This window comes from Rhodothermales bacterium (genome assembly GCA_013002345.1).
Lineage (GTDB): Bacteria > Bacteroidota > Rhodothermia > Rhodothermales > JABDKH01 > JABDKH01.
Window position 1 is genome coordinate 1 of sequence record JABDKH010000358.1, and the last position, 18,634, is coordinate 18,634.

At 57.2% G+C, this 18,634-nt stretch carries 14 protein-coding genes; 11 read left to right on the forward strand and 3 right to left on the reverse strand.

Translation table 11 applies throughout. The annotated features are described in order from the left end of the window. The first annotated feature begins 86 nt into the window (after positions 1-86). Both HKN37_16900 and HKN37_16905 read left to right on the forward strand, forming a co-directional pair. Entirely contained in the window at positions 87-1,490 is a 1,404-nt protein-coding gene (locus HKN37_16900) for a DUF2851 family protein (GenBank protein ID NNE48333.1), read from the forward strand. A 25-nt stretch (positions 1,491-1,515) separates the two neighbouring features. Beyond that, positions 1,516-1,857 (forward strand): antibiotic biosynthesis monooxygenase, encoded by a 342-nt coding sequence (locus HKN37_16905; protein NNE48334.1) that lies wholly within the window; start codon positions 1,516-1,518, stop codon positions 1,855-1,857. A 15-nt stretch (positions 1,858-1,872) separates the two neighbouring features. Here the strand turns inward: HKN37_16905 and HKN37_16910 are convergent, their stop codons facing one another. Both HKN37_16910 and HKN37_16915 read right to left on the reverse strand, forming a co-directional pair. After that, a complete protein-coding gene (locus HKN37_16910; protein NNE48335.1) occupies positions 1,873-2,409 on the reverse strand; it encodes a hypothetical protein in 537 nt (178 codons plus the stop codon). Positions 2,410-2,538: 129 nt separating this feature from the next. Further along, the gene (locus HKN37_16915; protein ID NNE48336.1) at positions 2,539-3,807 is read right to left on the reverse strand and encodes a glucose-1-phosphate adenylyltransferase; all 1,269 of its coding nucleotides are present in this window, start codon (positions 3,805-3,807) and stop codon (positions 2,539-2,541) included. A 221-nt stretch (positions 3,808-4,028) separates the two neighbouring features. On the opposite strand from HKN37_16915, the gene HKN37_16920 reads away from it, so the two are divergent. Then, complete coding sequence (locus HKN37_16920; GenBank protein ID NNE48337.1) at positions 4,029-7,502, forward strand: chromosome partitioning protein ParA; 3,474 nt, start codon at positions 4,029-4,031, stop codon at positions 7,500-7,502. On the opposite strand, the gene HKN37_16925 is transcribed toward HKN37_16920, so the two are convergent. Beyond that, entirely contained in the window at positions 7,489-7,923 is a 435-nt protein-coding gene (locus tag HKN37_16925; GenBank protein NNE48338.1) for a thiol-disulfide oxidoreductase DCC family protein, read from the reverse strand. The genes HKN37_16920 and HKN37_16925 overlap by 14 nt on opposite strands. Before the next feature lie 355 nt (positions 7,924-8,278). Between HKN37_16925 and HKN37_16930 the strand changes: the two genes are divergently transcribed. From HKN37_16930 to HKN37_16965, 8 genes are all read left to right on the forward strand, one after another. Then, positions 8,279-9,055: a glycogen synthase gene (locus HKN37_16930; GenBank protein ID NNE48339.1), complete on the forward strand. Its 777-nt coding sequence runs from the start codon at positions 8,279-8,281 to the stop codon at positions 9,053-9,055. Between the two features lie 150 nt (positions 9,056-9,205). After that, positions 9,206-10,375, forward strand: coding sequence for a hypothetical protein (locus HKN37_16935; protein ID NNE48340.1), 1,170 nt, complete (start codon positions 9,206-9,208; stop codon positions 10,373-10,375). Positions 10,376-10,394: 19 nt separating this feature from the next. Then, positions 10,395-11,723, forward strand: a complete 1,329-nt coding sequence (locus tag HKN37_16940) for a hypothetical protein (protein NNE48341.1) — start codon at positions 10,395-10,397, stop codon at positions 11,721-11,723. 53 nt (positions 11,724-11,776) lie between these two features. Beyond that, complete coding sequence (locus HKN37_16945; protein NNE48342.1) at positions 11,777-13,078, forward strand: tetratricopeptide repeat protein; 1,302 nt, start codon at positions 11,777-11,779, stop codon at positions 13,076-13,078. Between the two features lie 166 nt (positions 13,079-13,244). Continuing rightward, positions 13,245-14,528 carry a phosphopyruvate hydratase gene (gene eno, locus HKN37_16950; protein NNE48343.1) on the forward strand — a complete coding sequence of 428 codons (1,284 nt, stop codon included), beginning with the start codon at positions 13,245-13,247 and terminating at the stop codon, positions 14,526-14,528. Positions 14,529-14,534: 6 nt separating this feature from the next. Continuing rightward, on the forward strand, positions 14,535-14,843 hold the full coding sequence (locus tag HKN37_16955) for a septum formation initiator family protein (protein NNE48344.1): 309 nt from the start codon (positions 14,535-14,537) through the stop codon (positions 14,841-14,843). Positions 14,844-14,867: 24 nt separating this feature from the next. Then, complete coding sequence (locus HKN37_16960) at positions 14,868-15,878, forward strand: ROK family protein (GenBank protein NNE48345.1); 1,011 nt, start codon at positions 14,868-14,870, stop codon at positions 15,876-15,878. Further along, the gene (locus tag HKN37_16965; GenBank protein ID NNE48346.1) at positions 15,823-18,609 is read left to right on the forward strand and encodes an LPS-assembly protein LptD; all 2,787 of its coding nucleotides are present in this window, start codon (positions 15,823-15,825) and stop codon (positions 18,607-18,609) included. Before HKN37_16960 ends, HKN37_16965 begins: the two co-directional genes overlap by 56 nt. Positions 18,610-18,634 lie beyond the last annotated feature (25 nt).

Here is an 18,634-nt window from a genome sequence, read left to right on the forward strand (position 1 = left end):
CTTCGCGTTATGCCCCGGCATGAAGTCGTGTCATAACAAAGGCGGGACGCCAATGGCCGGTTTCAGCATTCCCTCTCAGCATGCCTATGCTCGCTCGATCCTACGAGCAGACCGTAGTCGATTCCTCACTTCAGTGCGAAGAGTCGCGAGCGCGGATTCACGAGTTGCCGGAAGCACTCGTGCACGACGTCTGGAACAGACGGGAATACGATCACAAGTATCTCGAAACAGTTCAGGGCGAATCGGTACTCGTACTTCAGACAGGTCAACCAAACCGGGACGCTGGACCCGACTTCCTCGACGCGCGCATCAAGATCGGTCGAACCGAATGGGTTGGAGATGTCGAGATTCATCGCACCTCGAGCGAGTGGCTCCAGCATCGCCATGATCAAGATGCTCGCTACAACCGGGTCATTCTTCACGTCGTGCTCGTGGCCGATCTGTGGACGGGCCGACTCAAACGCGAGGATACCACGCTCTTGCCCGAGATCGCGCTTTCCGGGTTTCTGCGCCGGCCGCTTCGGCAGCTGCTCGTACAGCTCCATAGAAGCAACGGCACAGTCCTGCCGTGTGAACACGCGTGGCCACGACTCCCCGCATCATTGACGGGTTCCTTCGTCAGGGAGATGGCTGAGGTCCGACTTTCACGGCGCGCTGCTGAAGTTCAGACCGAGTTCGATCGATCGGGAAACCTGGATCAGGTCGTGTATGCCCGTGTACTCGCTGCGCTCGGATACTCCAAGAATCAGGAACCCATGCATGAGCTTGCTCAACGCGTTCCGCTGGCAGAACTTCACGGGTGTGGCAACAGGATCGACGCGGAGGCACTTCTGCTGGGTACCGCGGCGCTGATTCCCTCACCGGAAGCGGTTGAAGGTGACCAGGATTCCGTTGCGTACGTCGAATTGCTCAGGCGCAGGTATAGGAGCATTGCACGACGTACCGACCGGCCCGCAATGAACCGGACTCAATGGACTTTCTTCCGTTTGAGACCATCCAACTTTCCTCCAATCCGTATCGCGCAGGCCGCCGCTCTCGTCGCCGACGGATTTCTCGGCTCCGATCAACCCGGAGCCAGACTTATGGGAATCGTCGAGCGGTCAGATAGCCGTCTGAAGACGCTCCGCGAGATGATGGCCGTCACGATGAATCCGTTCTGGCTGTCACACGTCCGACTGGAAAGACCGCTGCGAGGCTCTGCAACCTCACTGGGCATTGGCCGCATTGATCACATCTTGCTCAACGCGATCCTCCCGGTTCTGGACTTCCAGGCCGCAAAATCCGGAAAGGCCGAAGTCAGACAACAGATCCGCCAGATATACCGCGAACTTCCCGCCGAGAACGACGAGATAATACGTCGTTACACTGACCTTGGAGTTCCGCACAACAGTGCAGAGACCACCCAGGGCATACACGAACTGCATGGCAGTCTTTGCATTCGACACGGGTGCCTGAGATGTCAGATCGGACGCTTTATATTGTCGAGGTAGATGCGCCTCCAACCACTCTTTCACCATGGATCCAGCTATCGTCCGGCTTGTTCGCATGACCTTCCAGACAGAGAAGGTCGAAGAATTCCTGCAGCTGTTCAGTCGGGTTGCCGGCTACATCCGCGCATTTCCGGGGTGCAAAAGGCTTGAGTTGCTGGAGGACCACGAACAGCCGAACGTCTTCACGACATACAGCATATGGGCTTCGGACCGCGACCTCGACGAATACAAACTCAGCCCGTTGTTTGAGGAAACGTGGGCTATCACCAGGGCGATGTTTTCAGAAAGCCCGACGGCCGTCAGCTACCGCGTGGTTCGCACGGCGGAAGAGATCGACCAGCTTGCCGGAACCCTCGGCAGCAATTAGGATCAAGACGACCTGTCACGGATCTCTGCGAATCACCTGTCCACGATCCGAAGCCGCGAGCATGTACTCCACGCCCACATAAAACGGCGGCACGTGCTGATACGTAGCCGGGTCTCGAAGAAGCGGACGCATCCATCCGGCATCCTCAGCCACCCGGCTCAGAACGTCTTCGTACATATTCGCGATTCGGTGGTGGTCGGTGACAATACTTCCGAGGAGCCGACTTGAGGATCGGTATCCCGCCCAACCAGACGTCAGAATCGACAACTCCTTTCGGTGCGAATCGAACAGACGCACGTGATCAGCAACAATCGACTCGAACCGGTCAGCGTGAACGGCCAATGCTGGATTGGCGGACACCTTGCTACGGAGCGCGGCCAGGTTGTTCTCCGCACGCGCCAGCGAACGCTCGAACTGGTCATTCGCCTGATCAATCTCCGTAATCGTCTTCACTTCCGTGCCGTAACCGCCATACATCCGACATCCGGAAAGCAGTAGGACAGAAAAGATTACGAGAGCGGAAGTTCGCGAGGCTGCTGTGATGTGATCCACGGTTGAGCAGGTCTTATTGTGTTTCTACGAGAATGACAGCGTGTCCGGTGTCGAGCAAGACAATCGAAAACGAACAATTGTGATTCGATGATCCCCGCATGCATGTAGAGCGACGACGCTGGCCGACTATCAAATGACGGTGCCGGCCGGAATCGACACGTTCTTCGGCACGACGATGATGCCATCGCGAATAACAAAGCCCTCTCCTTCTCCTTCCTGGACTCCTGCCGCATTCGCAATGACGCAATCTTCGCCGATACTGACGTTGCGATCGATGATCGCGTTCTCAACTCGCGAGCGCGCTCCGATTCCCGGCCGGTCCGGACCATTCTTGACCTCTCTGATCTCGGAATCGGTCCAGGGATAGTAGTCCGCGCCCATGAACACCGAGTTCTTGAGAACGGCTCCATGATCAAAGAAGGACCGGATCCCGACGACGGAGTTGACTATTTCGGCGTCCACAATGACGCACGATTCGGCCACGATGGAACGCGTGATACGGGAATTCTGGATCTTCGCTGGCGCAAGCATCCGCGCATTCGTGTACAGGGGCATCTTGGGATTGAACATGTCGAAATCGGGCTCCTCCTTCGCGAGCATCAAATTCGCGTCATAAAACGAGCGGATCGTCCCGATATCACTCCAATAGCCTTCGAACGGATAGCTTACGACGCGCAAATTCTTGATCGCCGACGGTATGATTTCCTTGCCGAAATCATGTGCATTTGGATGAGCATCCAGCAGGGACCGAAGAACCCCCTGATTAAAGACGTAGATACCCATCGACGCCAGAAATGTCCGGCCCTGGGCCTTCATCGTTTCGCTTACCGGGCTGACCTTGTCTGCAAGTTCGTCACGAGGGGGTTTCTCGTAGAACTCAGTGATCACGTGATCCTCGTCCGTTTTCAGAATACCGAAGCCAGGTGCCTCATCGGCGGTGACGGGAATCGAGGCAATCGAAATCTCCGCCTCCGACTTCTTGTGGTGCGCAAGAAGCTTCCGGTAGTCCATCGAATAGAGCTGGTCGCCCGAAAGAATCAGGGCGTAGTCGTACCTGTAGCTGACCAGGTGGTTCATGCTCTGCCGAACCGCATCGGCCGTACCCTGAAACCAGTCCTTCGACAGCGGAGTTTGCTCCGCAGCCAGGATATTCACAAAGCCGTTTCTGAATCTGTCGAATTGATATGACCGGGCGATGTGACGGTTCAGGCTGGCGGAATTGAACTGCGTCAGGACAAACATCCGATTGATGTCCGAGTTGATGCAGTTGGAGATGGGAATGTCGATGAGGCGGTACTTACCGGCGAGCGGAACTGCCGGCTTTGACCTGTGAAGTGTCAACGGGTGAAGGCGACTTCCGGCACCGCCTCCAAGAATCACACTGATAATCTCGTCCATTCTCTCCTCCCGCGCCGAGTGGCGCTCTTGGTCGACCCAGCTACTAATCGTTGTGAGTGCACGATACGGAATCGTGCATAGCGTGAAATATACAATCGCAGAGCACGACTCATTGTAGGTGGAAACGGGAAGATTCGTCCCCATGAGATTGCAGGCATAGCGTGCCGAAACACGAGCAACGGCGGGTGGTACACGCACCTGCACCCGCCGCGCCAGGAGTTATGAGTGAATCGACTCGACAGACCGTTGACGCCATCAGGCGCAAGCTTCATGAAGCGCGCCGGAGGCTCCTGTTTGCCCGACTGGCGCAGGGCCTGGTCGCTGGACTAGCTTGTGTGGCGGCAATCTGGCTGCTTCTGGCCGGGGCTGAAACGCTGCTGTGGATGCCGTCTGTTGCGCGCACAGTGTTGGTCATCGGCGCGATCGCGGCCCTGATTTTCGTTGTCTCTCGATACATGCTGGACCCCGCGGCTCGACTTGCCGGACTCCTGGCGCATCCCGAAGAGGAAACCGTCGCCCGCATCGTTGAGAGCAAAGTACCGTCGGCAACGGATCGACTGCTCAACATACTGCACCTCTCCAGCGGCAAACACAGCCGCAGTACAGACGGCCTTGTCGACGGCGCGATCAACATGCTCAGTACGCCTATTACGGGCATCTCCTTCGATGCCGTGGAGGACTTTGAGCGCTTCCGGCGTACCGTGCGCTACGCCATGATTCCGCTGGTGGGACTGATTGTCGTCTTGCTGACGGCCCCGGGACCGTTCTTCGGCGCAACAGCGCGTCTAATGCAACTTTCCGAGTCGTTCGAAAAACCGGCACCGTTCATCATCGATGTTGAGCCCGGCGATGCGGAGATCATCCGCGGTGACTCGCTCATGGTCCGCATTACGATCCGCGGCAAGGGGGACGTAAGTCCGGAGCTGGAGTTTCGACGTGAAGGCGAACGATCCGTCTCCAGGTCGAGGCCGACGCGCGGCTCCCCAACGTCGTTTAACTACACGGAGTCAAACGTCAGACAGAGTTTCGAATACCGCGTTGTGGCCCGGCCTGTAACATCATCCTGGTACAGGGTCGATGTAGTCGATCGGCCGGTGGTCCGGGAGTTGAGTGTTGCTATTGAAAGCCCGCGATATTCTCGCATCGGAAGACAGGACCTGGGAGCGAACGTCGGCGACGTGAGCGCTCTGCCGGGTTCACGGATCATCTTGACGGCTGAACTGGGTGGAAGCCCCGCCGGTACGGCGGAGGTCGTGTTCGACGACGGAACGCGTCGTTCACTGTCGATCGCCGATGGGGTGGCCTCGGGTGATTTTACGCTTGTCCGGTCAGGCACTTACCACGTCGAACTGGCCAGCGATGAAGGAATCAAGAGTGTCAGCCCGATCACGTATCGGCTCGAACTTCTCACGGACGGACCGCCGTCCGTATCCATCATCAAACCAGACGTAACGGCAGAGCTATCTGAACCGTTCGAGCCAGCTCTCACAGCGCGCGTGATGGACGACTACGGCGTGCACAGGGTCAGCCTGATGTACCGCCTTGCACAGAGTCGATTCGGATCCGTTCGCGAGTCGTTCACCGAGCTGCCCATCGACGTCTTCAGGGGTACTGACCTGGACCAGGTGGTCGAGCGAATCTGGCAAATGAAATCCGAATCCGGATTGTCCCCGGTGCCGGGCGACGTCTTCGAGTACTTCATCCGTGTCTGGGATAACGACACATTCAGAGGATACAAGTCCGCCGACTCCAGGACGCACACGTTCGTGATGCCGTCGCTGGCGGATCGTTTTCGAGAGCTCGAGGAGGAATCGGACGAGACAACTGACGAACTGGAGGATCTTCTGGACAAGGCTGGCGAAGTGGATGAGCGCTTTGATGAACTCCGCGATGAGTTGAGAAGAAAACCTGAGGCGGATTGGGACGATTCCCGCGAACTTGAACAGATACAGGACCTTCAGCAGGAGGTCGACCAGCAGCTCGAGGAGATCTCACAAGACGTCGATGATCTCGTGCAGCAGCTGCAGGACAACAGTCTGCTCAGCGATGAGACCATGGAGGTTTACGAACAACTTCAGCGCGCCATCGAAGAGATCAGTTCGCCGGAACTCATGGAAGCGCTACAGAAACTTCGTGAAGCCATGCAATCCATGGACCTGCAGCAGATGCAGCAGGCAATGCAGGACTTCGAATTCAACGAGGACCAATTCAAGGAAAGACTGGAGCGGGCCCTTGATCTTTTTAAGAGACTCAAGGCCCGTCAGGGCCTGGAGGAGGCCGCACGTCGAGCAGAGGAACTTGCCGGAATTCAGGAGGAACTTCAAAAGGAGACGCAAAAGCTGCTGGACGAAGAGGAATCCTCTGGTCAGGAGAAGCCGGCGGACGAGCGTGATGCGGCCAATCCCGATGAGGGTGCGGAGAACAACGAGCAGGCTGAGGATCTGGCACGTCAGCAAGAGCAATCCGAGGCGGAGATGAAAGATCTTCAGGAACAGCTCGAACAGCTGCAGGAGATGCTTGAGGAGATTCCCCGCGTACCGTCAAATCAACTGGAGCAAATCCGGTCGCAGCTTGAGAATCAGGACATTCCTCAGCAGATGAAGGACAACGCGGAGCAGTTGCGTCAACAGCAAATGCAGCCGGCTATGCAGGGGCAGCAGCAGATGCAGCAACAGCTGCAGAACCTGCAACAGCAGCTCAGCGAAATGCAACAGAGTATGGCAGGCAAACAGCTTCAGGTTAACATGGCTGGGCTGCGCCAGGCGCTGAACGACGTGCTCATACTATCGCAACAACAGGAGGCAATGAAGGCAGATGTTGAGGGCACGGCCTCCGACAGTCCGACGCTCAGGCGATTTGCCAAAGATCAGATCGAACTTGGCGAAGGCCTTCGCGTGGTGAGCGATACACTTCAAAAGCTTTCCCGCGAGATACCTGAGATGTCGCGCGAGGTGCAGGTTCATACGGGCTCGGCACTCCGCGAGATGAGCCAGGCCACGGTGGCGCTCGCCGATCGATCGGCCCGCAGAGCGGCAGGGCACCAGAAGGGTTCCATGATGCATCTGAATGAACTGGCCCTCCTCCTGAGCGACTTGCTCAATACGCTGATGAATCAGCAGATGAACATGGGTGCGCCGTCAATGCAGCAGATGCTGGATCAACTGCAGCAAATGGCTGGACAGCAGCAGCAGCTCAATCAGCAGATCCAGGAGATGCTCAACGACATGCAGGGCCAGCGACTCACCAATGATATGCAGGCGCGGATTCGGCAGTTGGGTGAGCAGCAGGAAAAGATCAAGCAGGAATTAAAGGAGTTGAGCCGCAACCCGGAACTGCGAGGCAAGGCGCTTGGTGATCTGGACCGCATCGCGGAGCAGATGGAAGAGACCATCCGCGAGTTGCAGCAATTCCGGAACGACCGGAACATGATGCAGCGCCAACAGCAAATCCTGACACGCTTGCTTGATGCCTCGCGTTCAATGAACAAGCGCGGCCGCGAAAAACGGCGCGAAAGCCAGTCCGGCGAAGAAATTGATCGAGAAAGCCCGGGCGAATTCACACCCGATGAGCGAGCGGACCAACTCCGGAGAGACCTTATCCGCGCGCTTGAGAGTGGCTATTCACGTGACTACGAGGAGCTCATCAAGCGCTACTTCGAACTGCTCCAGAACGCTCAACCCGTCAACTCCGAGTGATCGGGCCGCCAGACGGGCCCTCGTCAGTAAGAAATCTGCGTCGCTCAGCAGGCGTCGGGATACGACATTCATCGCGCCGCCCAAACCAGCGATACCGATTCGCCGCAACGCGGCGATAAAGCCCGTCGCGCAATTTCTTCGGGACTATGACGCTGATCGCCGCCATGGACCACGGGAATCCGAGGCCCCGCGCGATTCGGATCACGGCGTCGGAAAGCGTGTGAATTCCGTCCCCATCGATCAGGATAATCGAGTCACCCTGCGGGAGATCAAGGCCCCGCTGCCTCATTGCTGCAAGCGCAGCCTGAGAGTCGAGCGACGCAAACACGAAGCGCTCACGGGAATCGTGACGCAGAATGAAATCCACAGCCCCGTTGCACAGATGGCAGAATCCATCGAAAAGAACAGTCGACCCATGCATGACTAATCCTGCATCAGATATTCAGCGAATCATCCTTCATCGCGTTGTCCCACACAGCGGTGTTGTGGATCCATTCTCGATTCCAGGCCAATCGGCCCTGGACCGCGCCCGAAAACGGCTTTGGAGGATGCAGAGGGCTCTTTTTTTGCGAGCCGGAATTCTGTATATTTAGGGGCTAATTATAGGGCCTGAAACAACGTAGCGTGTGAAGGGCCGGTCATTGAGACAGCGAAAGATCGACGTTGCCTCGCTAGTCTGCAGCCGAGCTTTTGCTGGATGACCGGTGACTTCAATTTGCACTTCCTCGTCAGGTCAATGAAGGATTCCATCTAGCATTCAAAGGTTCAAATCACGTATGGCAGACGCGATAAGGATTCTTTTCATCTCTGGAGAAGTTGCACCATTCACCGAGGAAAACGGGCTTTCCCATCTGGTGAGGAATCTGCCCGAGCAGATTCACAATACGGGCTCCTTCCAGACACGCATCATGATGCCTCGATACGGCACGATCTCCGAGAGGCGAAATCGCCTGCATGAGGTCATTCGCCTCTCCGGAACCGAGGTAGAAATGGGCGAAGAGAGCCACACGTTGAAAGTCAAAGTCGCCTCGATACCGGGCATCCGGCTCCAGGTGTACTTCATGGACAATACCCATTATTTCAAGAGAAAGGGCATACTCGCTGATCGCGACGCCAAGCCCTTCTCGGATAACGGCGAACGAGCCCTGTTCTTCGGACGTGGTTGTCTTGAGACGATCAAGAACCTCGGATGGGCGCCGGACATCATTCATGCCTTCGGCTGGGCCGGCTCCCTCGTTCCGCTGGTGCTCCGCTCCGAATTCGGGTCCGATCCGTTGTTCGAGAACAGCAAGTGCATCTATACGCCCGATGACGTCGATCCGAGTGCGCTGATGGACGAAGAGATGGCCTCTCAATTCGGACTCGATGTAGACAAGGAGTTGATCGGTGGCGACCTCTGCCAGGTCGGTTTGGCCTACGCGGATGGCATTGCGTATCCATCACATATCGACCCGTCGACGCCCGACGTGCCTCAGTTCTCGATGGACCTTGATGAGATCCGGGACCTGGGATGTGAGCTGTACGAACAGGTGTGTAGTGACGTGGCGGTCTGAGCAGGGCATCAACAAATCGCTATTCGGAAGCCCCAGCGGTCTGTGCCGGTGGGGTTTTTCGATGAAGCCGAAACAGTGTCATACGAAACGGCTACCATACGGCGTTACCTCGATTCCGCATCCCCACGCTCTCTTCCCCTCCACCGATTGATGAGACCTCTTCACGCGAAGCTTGCCTTCGTCCTACTTGCCGCGACTCTGGGCTGTGATGATCCGACCGGTGTCGGCGTCGAACTCATCGACATTCGTTCCGGCGCACCTCAGATCGAACAGCTTTCTCCTGCCTTCCAGTCCAACCACGTCACGTACGATGTAACGGGAAATGCGCGGCGGGCAATGTTGGGATCGGTGGAAGATCCGCTGGCTGGCGGAACGCGAGCCGCCGCCGCATTGGATTTTGCCATACCGTCAACCCTGATCCCATCCGCCGACTTCCAGCAGGGACCCGTCGAGTACGCAGAGCTACAGCTCGTGCCGGATTACATCTACGGGGACACGACTTCAACAATCGATGTCTCGGTCAGCGAGATCTTTGAGACGTGGACCGCCACCGGAAATAACTCATCAGCCTCCATCCCGTCCGGTCCGCAGATCACGACGGCCATGCTTGGCGCTGCCGATACGCTTCTGGTGATTCCACTTCCCGAGTCATGGTACAAGGATCCCGTCACGGAAGCCAACCTCCGATCGCAGGACTTCGTCACGCTGTTCCAGGGCTTCCTTGTCGAACCGTTGAGCAACGGCGTGCTATTCGGAATCGACTTCGACGAAAGCAGCATGTTGGTCGTCTCAGGCGGAGATACCCTCAACTTTCTGCTCAGTCGGAATCTGAGTCTGGTGTCGCGTACATCACCCGGCAGTCCGCAGCCGGGAAGAGTCGTTTTGCAGGATGGGCATAGTTCGGGATTGGGAGTCGAGTTTGACTTCGATTCCGTCGACCTGGCCAACGTAGCTGTGTCACGAGCCGTCCTGCGTGTTTCATACGACTCGCTGGCGATCAACCAACAGCTTCCGCCCAACTTTGTCCGTCCGGCGTTGACACAGGTCGACTTCGTGGGGATAACGTCAGACAGCGTAGCCGTGCCACTGGCAACAAGCTCAGTAGCCGACGGTGTATTGCTGTTTGATGGCCCGGTACTTCGCGCGACGCTTCAGGACGCTCTCATCGGTCAGTCCGTCTTCGATTCATTCGCGCTCATGGGTAGCATCGACCTGCAACCGGTGCAAAACACTGCCAACGTCCTCATTCTCAGTGACGGAACGATCGACACGGACGGACCAACGATGGCTCTTACCGTAATCAAGCCGGCCGAACTGTAGTCAAGTATTTAATACCCGCATGTTGATGTCAAGACCGCAGGGAGCGTCCTACGTTAAGTTAGTCGTTAGCCTCGTCGCTGCCTGGATCGCACTTTCGCCGTGCGTTTCAGTGGCACAAAGTGGAGGTGACGGGTCAATCTATTCGAGATTTGGGATCGGCGAATTGCGGTCCTTCGGTTCGTCGCAGGCGGAGGCGATGGGCGGTGATGGTTTTGCGCTCGGATCGCCGCTTCGAGGCAACTTCTCAAACCCCGCAGGTTGGGGCGACCAGCTTTTGACCAGGGTGGGTACGGGTCTCCGTTACGAGTCTGTTGCTGCCACGAATGCTGCAAGTGAGAAAAGCGAGGTGGGATTCGGTACGCTCGATCACGTGTTCTTCAGTTTTCCGTTGCTCTCGCGACGGCTCGGCATGGGCATGGCGTTCGCACCTTTCTCGCGCGTCGGCTACACGGCGCGGCAGAGTGGTGTGCTGGCGGGCACAGATGGAGTCCAGGATCCCGCCGACTATTCGGTCGAGTTCACCGGCGGTGGGGGGCTGCAGAAGATCGACGTGGGCCTGGGAGCAAAAGTCGGATCCTTCCTGTCGGTCGGCGCTACGGCCAACTTCATTTTCGGCATCATCGACGAAGTCCAGCGCACGTCATTCAGCGACGCCGAGTTCACCGAGACCACCATCTCTTACTCGACGCGACTTTCGGGCGCCTCAGCCACCGTCGGCCTGATCGGACATGCAAGTAGTCTTCTTCGTCAGAAGGATGCACTTCAGCTTGGACTGACATTCTCACTTCCGGCCAAACTTGACGGCCGCCGAGTGTTGACGATCGGACGATCTCTTGACAAGGACACGCTGGGTACCGACGTGGATGTAGACGTCGACCTCCCGCTTCGTGTCGGTGCCGGTCTGGTATATTCTCCGAGTACGAAGTTCACAGTTATGCTGGACGCCCGGTATGAGCCATGGACAAATTTCAGCACGAACGTTGCCTTCCCGGGCGTCACATCGAGCGGCGCCCAGCTTCAGGATCGCATACGTCTGGCAATGGGCGTTGAATTACTGCCGGGTGGCAACGATCTTCTGTCCTCATACGCGAGCCAGATTGCCTATCGCTTCGGCGTTTTCACCGACAAATCCTACGTGCAACCGATGCCCGGTCAGACTCTCAGATCTACGGGCGCCTCGGCCGGGATAAGCTTCCCGACCAGAATCCCTGGCACACGGATTGATATGAACTTCCAGGTGGGCCGCCGTGGAACCACGGACAATGGCCTGATAAGGGAAACCTTCTACAGATTCGGCATTAACGTCAACATTGGAGAACGCTGGTTCCAGAAGACACGGCTCGGATAATAGGAAGGCCCGGACCCGTCTCGGGACACGCTGAACCAAGATATTCCATGTCTATGAAAACGCTCTTATCCCCGTTCGGTGGAGCCGCCATCGTTCTCAGCCTGCTGATGCTGGCACCAGAAACCGCCCTCTCGCAGTCTGGTGACCAGGAAAAGGCCATGTACTACAGCCTCTACTACGAGGACTTCAAGAACGAAAACTACGCGGGTGCGCTACAGAATCTGCAGTGGATTCTGCAGAATGCGCCAGGGTTTCCTCGAAACAACGATCGAAATTTTGAGCGCGCCGTCAAGGTTTTTCGGGAGATGGCCGTCGCTGAAGAGGACCTCGCCACGCGGCAGGCCTATTTCGACTCAGCGCTAGTCATTTTCGACACAGCCGTGTCCAGATTACAGGACGCAAACGCAGAGGTGAGCGAGCGGGACTGGATCTTCGCAAAGGGCAAATTCATACAGGAAAACGCAGAGCATCTGCCGGACCTGCAGCCCATGATCACGGACCTCTACCGGCAGGCTTACGATCTGGAGCCTCAGAAGCTGCAGCCTTACTACATGAACTACATTATCGCCGGCTACGCACAGAAAGGCGACAAGCAGGCTGCGGTTGATTTCATTGACGTCCTCGACGCGGAGTTCCCAGAGAACGAAGAGGTGCGCACCATGCTCACCAATTGGCGAGGCGCACTGTTCACGTCGCCCGAAGAGCGATTTGATTTCATTTCCAGTCAGCTTGAAAAGGATCCGTCGAACTGCCAGTTCATACTCGAGAAGTTTGAGCTCGCTCTTGATCTGGGTTTTCGAGACGATGTCTACCAGCTTGAGCAGCGCGTGCTGAACTGCGAGGCTACGTCGAAGACGTTCTTCTTGCTGGGTGTCATGAAGCTCGAGGACGGCGAAGCCGATCAGGCGTTCGGAATGTTCGAGCAGGCCATGGGAATGCCGGACGGCAACGAAAGGGCCAAGGATATCTACTACAACATGGGAATCGCCCAGCAGCAACTGGGTCGACTCTCCAGGGCCCGGACGTACTTCCGGCGAGCGCTCGATATTGATCGCAACTACGGTGCTGCATACATGGCCATCGGCGACCTCTACGTCACCGCGGTGTCTAACTGCGGTAGTTTCGAACGAGAAGACCGCGCCGTGTACTGGCTCGTCACGGACTACTACGACCGCGCCCGCTCTGTAGACCCGACGGTCGCAGGTGCAGCGCAACGCAAGAGCCGCCAGTATCGAGCCTACTACCCTGACCAGGAGGCTCTCTTCTTCAAGGGTTGGCAGGTGGGCCAGCGCTACGTGGTAGACTACGGATGCTACGGCTGGATCAGCGAGGCGACTACCGTCAAGAGTCCGTAGACTGAGCGTCTATCGTCATTTGCAAGGGCCGGCCGGAAACTGCCGGCCCTTTTTTGTTGCCTTTCCGCGACAACGCTTCATTTGTTATTGCCAGTCGCAGTATCGAATTTTCGATACCACCAGACCGTTTGTCGATACCCATCATACTGATCAATTCGTAATTCCCATGTCGATCATCGAAGAAGTAATCGCACGTCAGATTCTTGACAGCAGAGGCAATCCAACCATCGAAGTCGACGTCATTACGACCGAGGGTGCCTTTGGTCGGGCGGCGGTTCCGAGCGGCGCCTCCACCGGTGAACACGAGGCCGTGGAGTTGCGAGACGGCGACCCCGACGTGTACATGGGAAAGGGCGTTCTGCAGGCCGTACGAAACGTGAACGAAATGATCGCGCCCGAGATCATGGGCTTCGAGGTTCTGCAGCAAACGGCCCTGGATCGATACCTCATTGACCTCGATGGAACTCCCAACAAGAGTAAACTCGGCGCCAACGCAATTCTTGGAGTCTCTCTTGCCGTGGCCAGGGCGGCTGCAGATACGCTGGGACTCCCGCTTTACCGGTACATCGGTGGCACGCACACGAACCGGTTGCCCGTACCCATGATGAACATCATCAACGGGGGCCGGCACGCCGACAACAACGTGGATATGCAGGAGTTCATGGTGATGCCGACCGGTGCTGCGTCATTCTCGGAAGCCCTCCGCATGGGTGTCGAGATCTTTCACAATTTGAAAAAGGTGCTGCAGTCGAAAGGCTACAATACGGCGGTCGGTGATGAAGGTGGTTTTGCTCCAGACCTGAAGTCGAACGAGGAAGCGATTGAGGTCATCCTGGAGGCGGTGGAGAAGGCCGGATACGAGGCCGGAAAGGACATGCACATCGCACTCGACCCGGCGTCTTCGGAGATGTTCGAGGACGGCGCTTATGTCTTCTACAAGAGTGATCCCGGAAAGCGCCGGTCGTCCGATGACATGGTCAAATTCTGGACAAGCTGGGTCGATCAATACCCGATTATTTCAGTCGAAGACGCGATGGACGAGAACGACTGGGCCGGGTGGAAAAACCTCACCGAAGCGGTCGGTGACCGCGTGCAGCTCGTCGGCGACGACCTGTTCGTGACAAATACGGAACGGCTTCGCAAGGGTATCAATGAGGGCTGCACGAACTCTATCCTGATCAAGTTGAACCAGATCGGTACCTTAACCGAAACGCTCGAGGCAATCGAACTGGCACACCAGAATGGATTTACGTCCGTTATCAGTCACCGATCAGGGGAAACGGAGGACGCTACGATTGCTGATCTTGCCGTCGCGACAGGCGCCGGCCAGATCAAGACGGGTTCGGCAAGCCGGAGCGATCGGACGGCCAAGTACAACCAGCTTTTGCGGATCGAGCAAGAAATCGGCGCGGTGGCCGAGTACCCCGGTCTGAACGCATTTAGATTCTAGGCCAGGATGGAGATCGGACTTCTCACATGGCTGAAGGAACCTCGGGTTCGCAAGCGTTTCGTTCTTGCAGCGATTTCGTTCGTCATCGTCTGGCTGACATTCTTCGACAGCCACTCGCTTGTAAAGCGAATTGCATGGCACCGGGAGCTGGGCCAACTGCAGCAGGCCAACGAGGAGTTGGAACTCGAGATCAGCCACCTGGAAACCGAGATTGAAAAAGGCCTTTCCGATGAACGTGTGGAGCAGATCGCTCGCGAAGAGTACCACATGAAGAAGCCCGAAGAGACCGTCTACCGAATCGAGACCGCCGACTAGTCATCTTCGTAGAGTGTGACGCTCATGTACGCAATCGGAATCGATCTGGGCGGAACCTCAATCAAGGGAGCACTCGTTGAGCGCGGTCAGGGGTTGGTGCATCAGCATACGCTGGACACCGAGAGTGACGAAGGCCCGTCTCACGTACTCGATCGGATAACGACCGTCGTTCGCGAACTTAGATCATACGCCCCCTCTGCATCGGTGGAGGGTGTTGGCATCGGGGCGCCCGGTTCGATAGGCTGGACTCGCGCCACGGTTCGCAGACCGCCCAACTTCCCGGGGTGGATGGACATCAATGTCCGTGACGAGATTCAGCGACGGCTCGGCGAGCAATTGCCCGTCCTCGTCGAGAACGATGCGAATGCCGCGGCGCTCGGATCGGCCTTCTATGGCGCGGGCCGCCCATACGACGATTTCATCATGATCACGCTGGGTACCGGAGTCGGCGGAGCCATCATCTACAAGGATCGCATCTTCCGCGGGTCGACCGGCGGTGCAGGCGAGATTGGACACATGACGATTGACTACGAGGGACCATTCGCTCGCTCCGGTGTGGCCGGCGCGATCGAGGCCTACCTGGGTCAACGCTTCCTCTCTCGCCACGCCCGATATCGACTCATGACGCGAGACGACAGTGTCATCCACAACATGGCACAGGAAGACCTGCTCGGGATCACGCCAAAGATGCTCTACGATGCTGCGTGCTCCGGCGACGAAGGAGCCCGCGAAGTGCTCGCATGGGCCGGACACAAACTGGGGTGTGTTCTTGGTTCCTGCGTAAATCTTCTCGATATCCGGACGATAGTCGTAGGAGGAGGACTGTCCGCAGCCGGCGACTACATTCTTGATGCTACCCGCAGCGCGATAGTCCGATTTGTCACTCCCGGCCTGCGAGAGAATCTGCTGGTCATCCAAGAAACCCTCGGAAACGAGGTAGGTATGCTTGGAGCCGCCCGCCTGATCTTCGAATACCTAGATGAACAACCGCCGGACAGCGAGGACCCCGTCGAACGCAGCCGCCCCTCCGCTTGAGGCAGAATCGACGGTCCACCCTGCCGCCGCGATCCCCACGTGTTCAGGTCCAGCACGCGTCTCCTTTGCACTGATCCTGGCTCTCGCCCTGTGCGGTGCAACTGAGAGCCTCGCGCAAGAAGTCGACTCGGTGGCGCTCGCCCCCCCCGCCGCACCGGCTTCGGCACAAGCCCCAACGTCCGACTCTGGCAGCCTGAAGAGTGTCGTCAAATTTGTAGCGCGGGATTCTCTGGTGCTGAGCATCGATAGCACGAACGGAGACATCGGTCGACTCTACGGAGATACGCGGGTAGAGTACGAGGATGCAGAACTGCAGGCGCAAGGCATCGACATCTTCTTCAAGATAAACGAACTCAGAGCGTACGGGTCCGAGTCCGGTTCGTCCACAGAGGCCATGCCGACTTTCAAGCAGGGCTCCGAAACGTTCGCGGGCACCAGAATGGCCTACAACATGTCGACCGAACGAGGACGGGTCGTCGGGGCAAGAACTGACTTCGAGGAAGGGTTCATCAGGGCCAACATCGCCAAGGTGACAGAGGATAGTACACTGTACATCAAGGACGGTGTCTATACGACTTGCGATTGTGTAGATGACCCGTCGTATTCGCTGAGATCGAGCAAGATGAAGGTGGTCAACAGGAAGTGGGTGTACACCGGGCCGATCCAACTCTACATCTTCAATATTCCGATGCCGCTGTGGCTGCCTTTTGGACTGCTGCCGGCGATGGAGGGCCGCCGTTCAGGTCCGCTTCCACCGCAGTACGGTGAGGACGAATTCGGCTTCTATCTCCGAGACTGGGGATGGTACTGGGCACTCAACGACTACACCGACCTGCAACTACAACTGGGCGCCTGGAGCCGCGGGAGTTTGCAGGCAGCTACCCTCTTTCGGTACAGTCGGCGCTATCACTACAACGGAAGCCTGAACCTGAACCTGGCCAGACTGAGAAATGGCGAGTCCGGTGATCCCGACTTCCGGATTAACCGAACCTCATCGCTCAGATGGAACCACTCGCAAACGCTCAATCCCACTTCCTCTCTTAGCGCCAACGTCGACCTGACGACGTCCGGGTATCTGCGTGCGGTCTCGGAAAACTACGACGACCGTGCGCGGCAGACGGTTTCGTCCGCTATCGCGTACAGGAAGTCATGGCCCGGCAGCGGACGCAACGTGTCAGTCAACTTGAACCAGCGACAGTCTTTCGAAACGGGAAGCGTCAGCCTTACAATACCGAACCTGAACTTTTCGCAGAACACTCGAAAGCCATTCCTTCGCGACTCGCGTGGACCGGGTGAGAAGGAACGATGGTTCGAAAAGCTGTCGTATCGCTACACGTTTAACACTTCGAACGTGTACTCTTTCACTCCACTCTCGGACGATGTGCTGATCGCGAGCGGAGATACGTCCGCGACCGACATCAGTTGGTACGATGCGATGTTCTCGGCCGACAAATATCGGAGAGCAACGGGAAGTGATACGCCGTTCCAAGCAAAGGCATCTCACGACATCCCGATCACGGCAACGTTTACGCTGAATCGTCTTCCGCTTCTCGGTGGCATCCGTCTCAACCTCTCACCGTCCTTCAACTACGAGGAGGACTGGTTCATCAGGACGGAACGACGGACACTTGTCGACTCGACAAATCGACCTGCTATTTCGTCGGAGTCCGGCTTCTTTGCACTCCGGCAGTTTTCGTCGGGAGTCTCGGCGAACACGACGTTCTACGGAATATTTCCACTTCGCGTAGGTCCATACTCGGGACTTCGACACACGGTCCGACCGACGGTCGGGTTCAGCTATCAACCGGATTTTTATTCCGACGCATGGGGCTATACACGTACATGGACGGACACCACCGGCGCACCGACTACGTATGCCATAGTGAGCGGCGTTCGTCGGGGCGAGCAGCGAGCACTGAATTACTCCGTGTCAAATACCTTCGAGACCAAACGAGTCGCCGACGATTCCACACAGACCGGGCCCGCAAGAACAACCAAGCTTCTGAATCTGGACATCAGCAGTCGATACAACTTTGCGGCCGACTCACTGAGAATGGGAGACATCTCGCTTTCGGCGCGCACGAGCATCCTCGGGAAACTGGACCTGAATTTCAGATCGACATTCTCGCCATACAATGTGGATGACACTGGCCGAATCGTCGACGATTATGTGTTCAATTTGCGCGGACTGGATCTCGCTCGACTTACACAGTTCTCCATCTCCGCCAGAACGTCGGTTCGAAGTGGTCGACGTTCGGGAGCGCAGAGACCGGTCGAGAATCCCCGGGCGAACCCTGATCCATTCAGTCCCGTCGCAACGCCGGGACTCGATCCGACGCTGAACCAGATTGTTGGCAGTACGGCGTACAGCGATTTTTCCATCCCGTGGTCGCTCACGGCCGATTTCACGTACGGACTGACGCGAAGCGGAACATCATCGATCCGGCGTGCCATTCTGAACACAAGCGTCGATTTCAATCTGACGCCGAATTGGAAAGTATCGGCACGAACCGGGTACGATTTTGAGCAGCGAGATATCGTCACCACGACCGTCGCACTCTATCGCGATTTCGAGTGTTGGCAGATGTCGATCAACTGGATCCCGTTCGGAGACTTTCAGTCTTACGGCTTCGACCTGCATGTCAAGAGCGGCCATCTCGCCGATCTACTACGTCTCCGTCAGCCCCGTGACGACGTACAGGGACGCTTCACGCGCCTGAGCGGCCTGTAGCTACGTAGCGCCGCTGCCTCCGGCC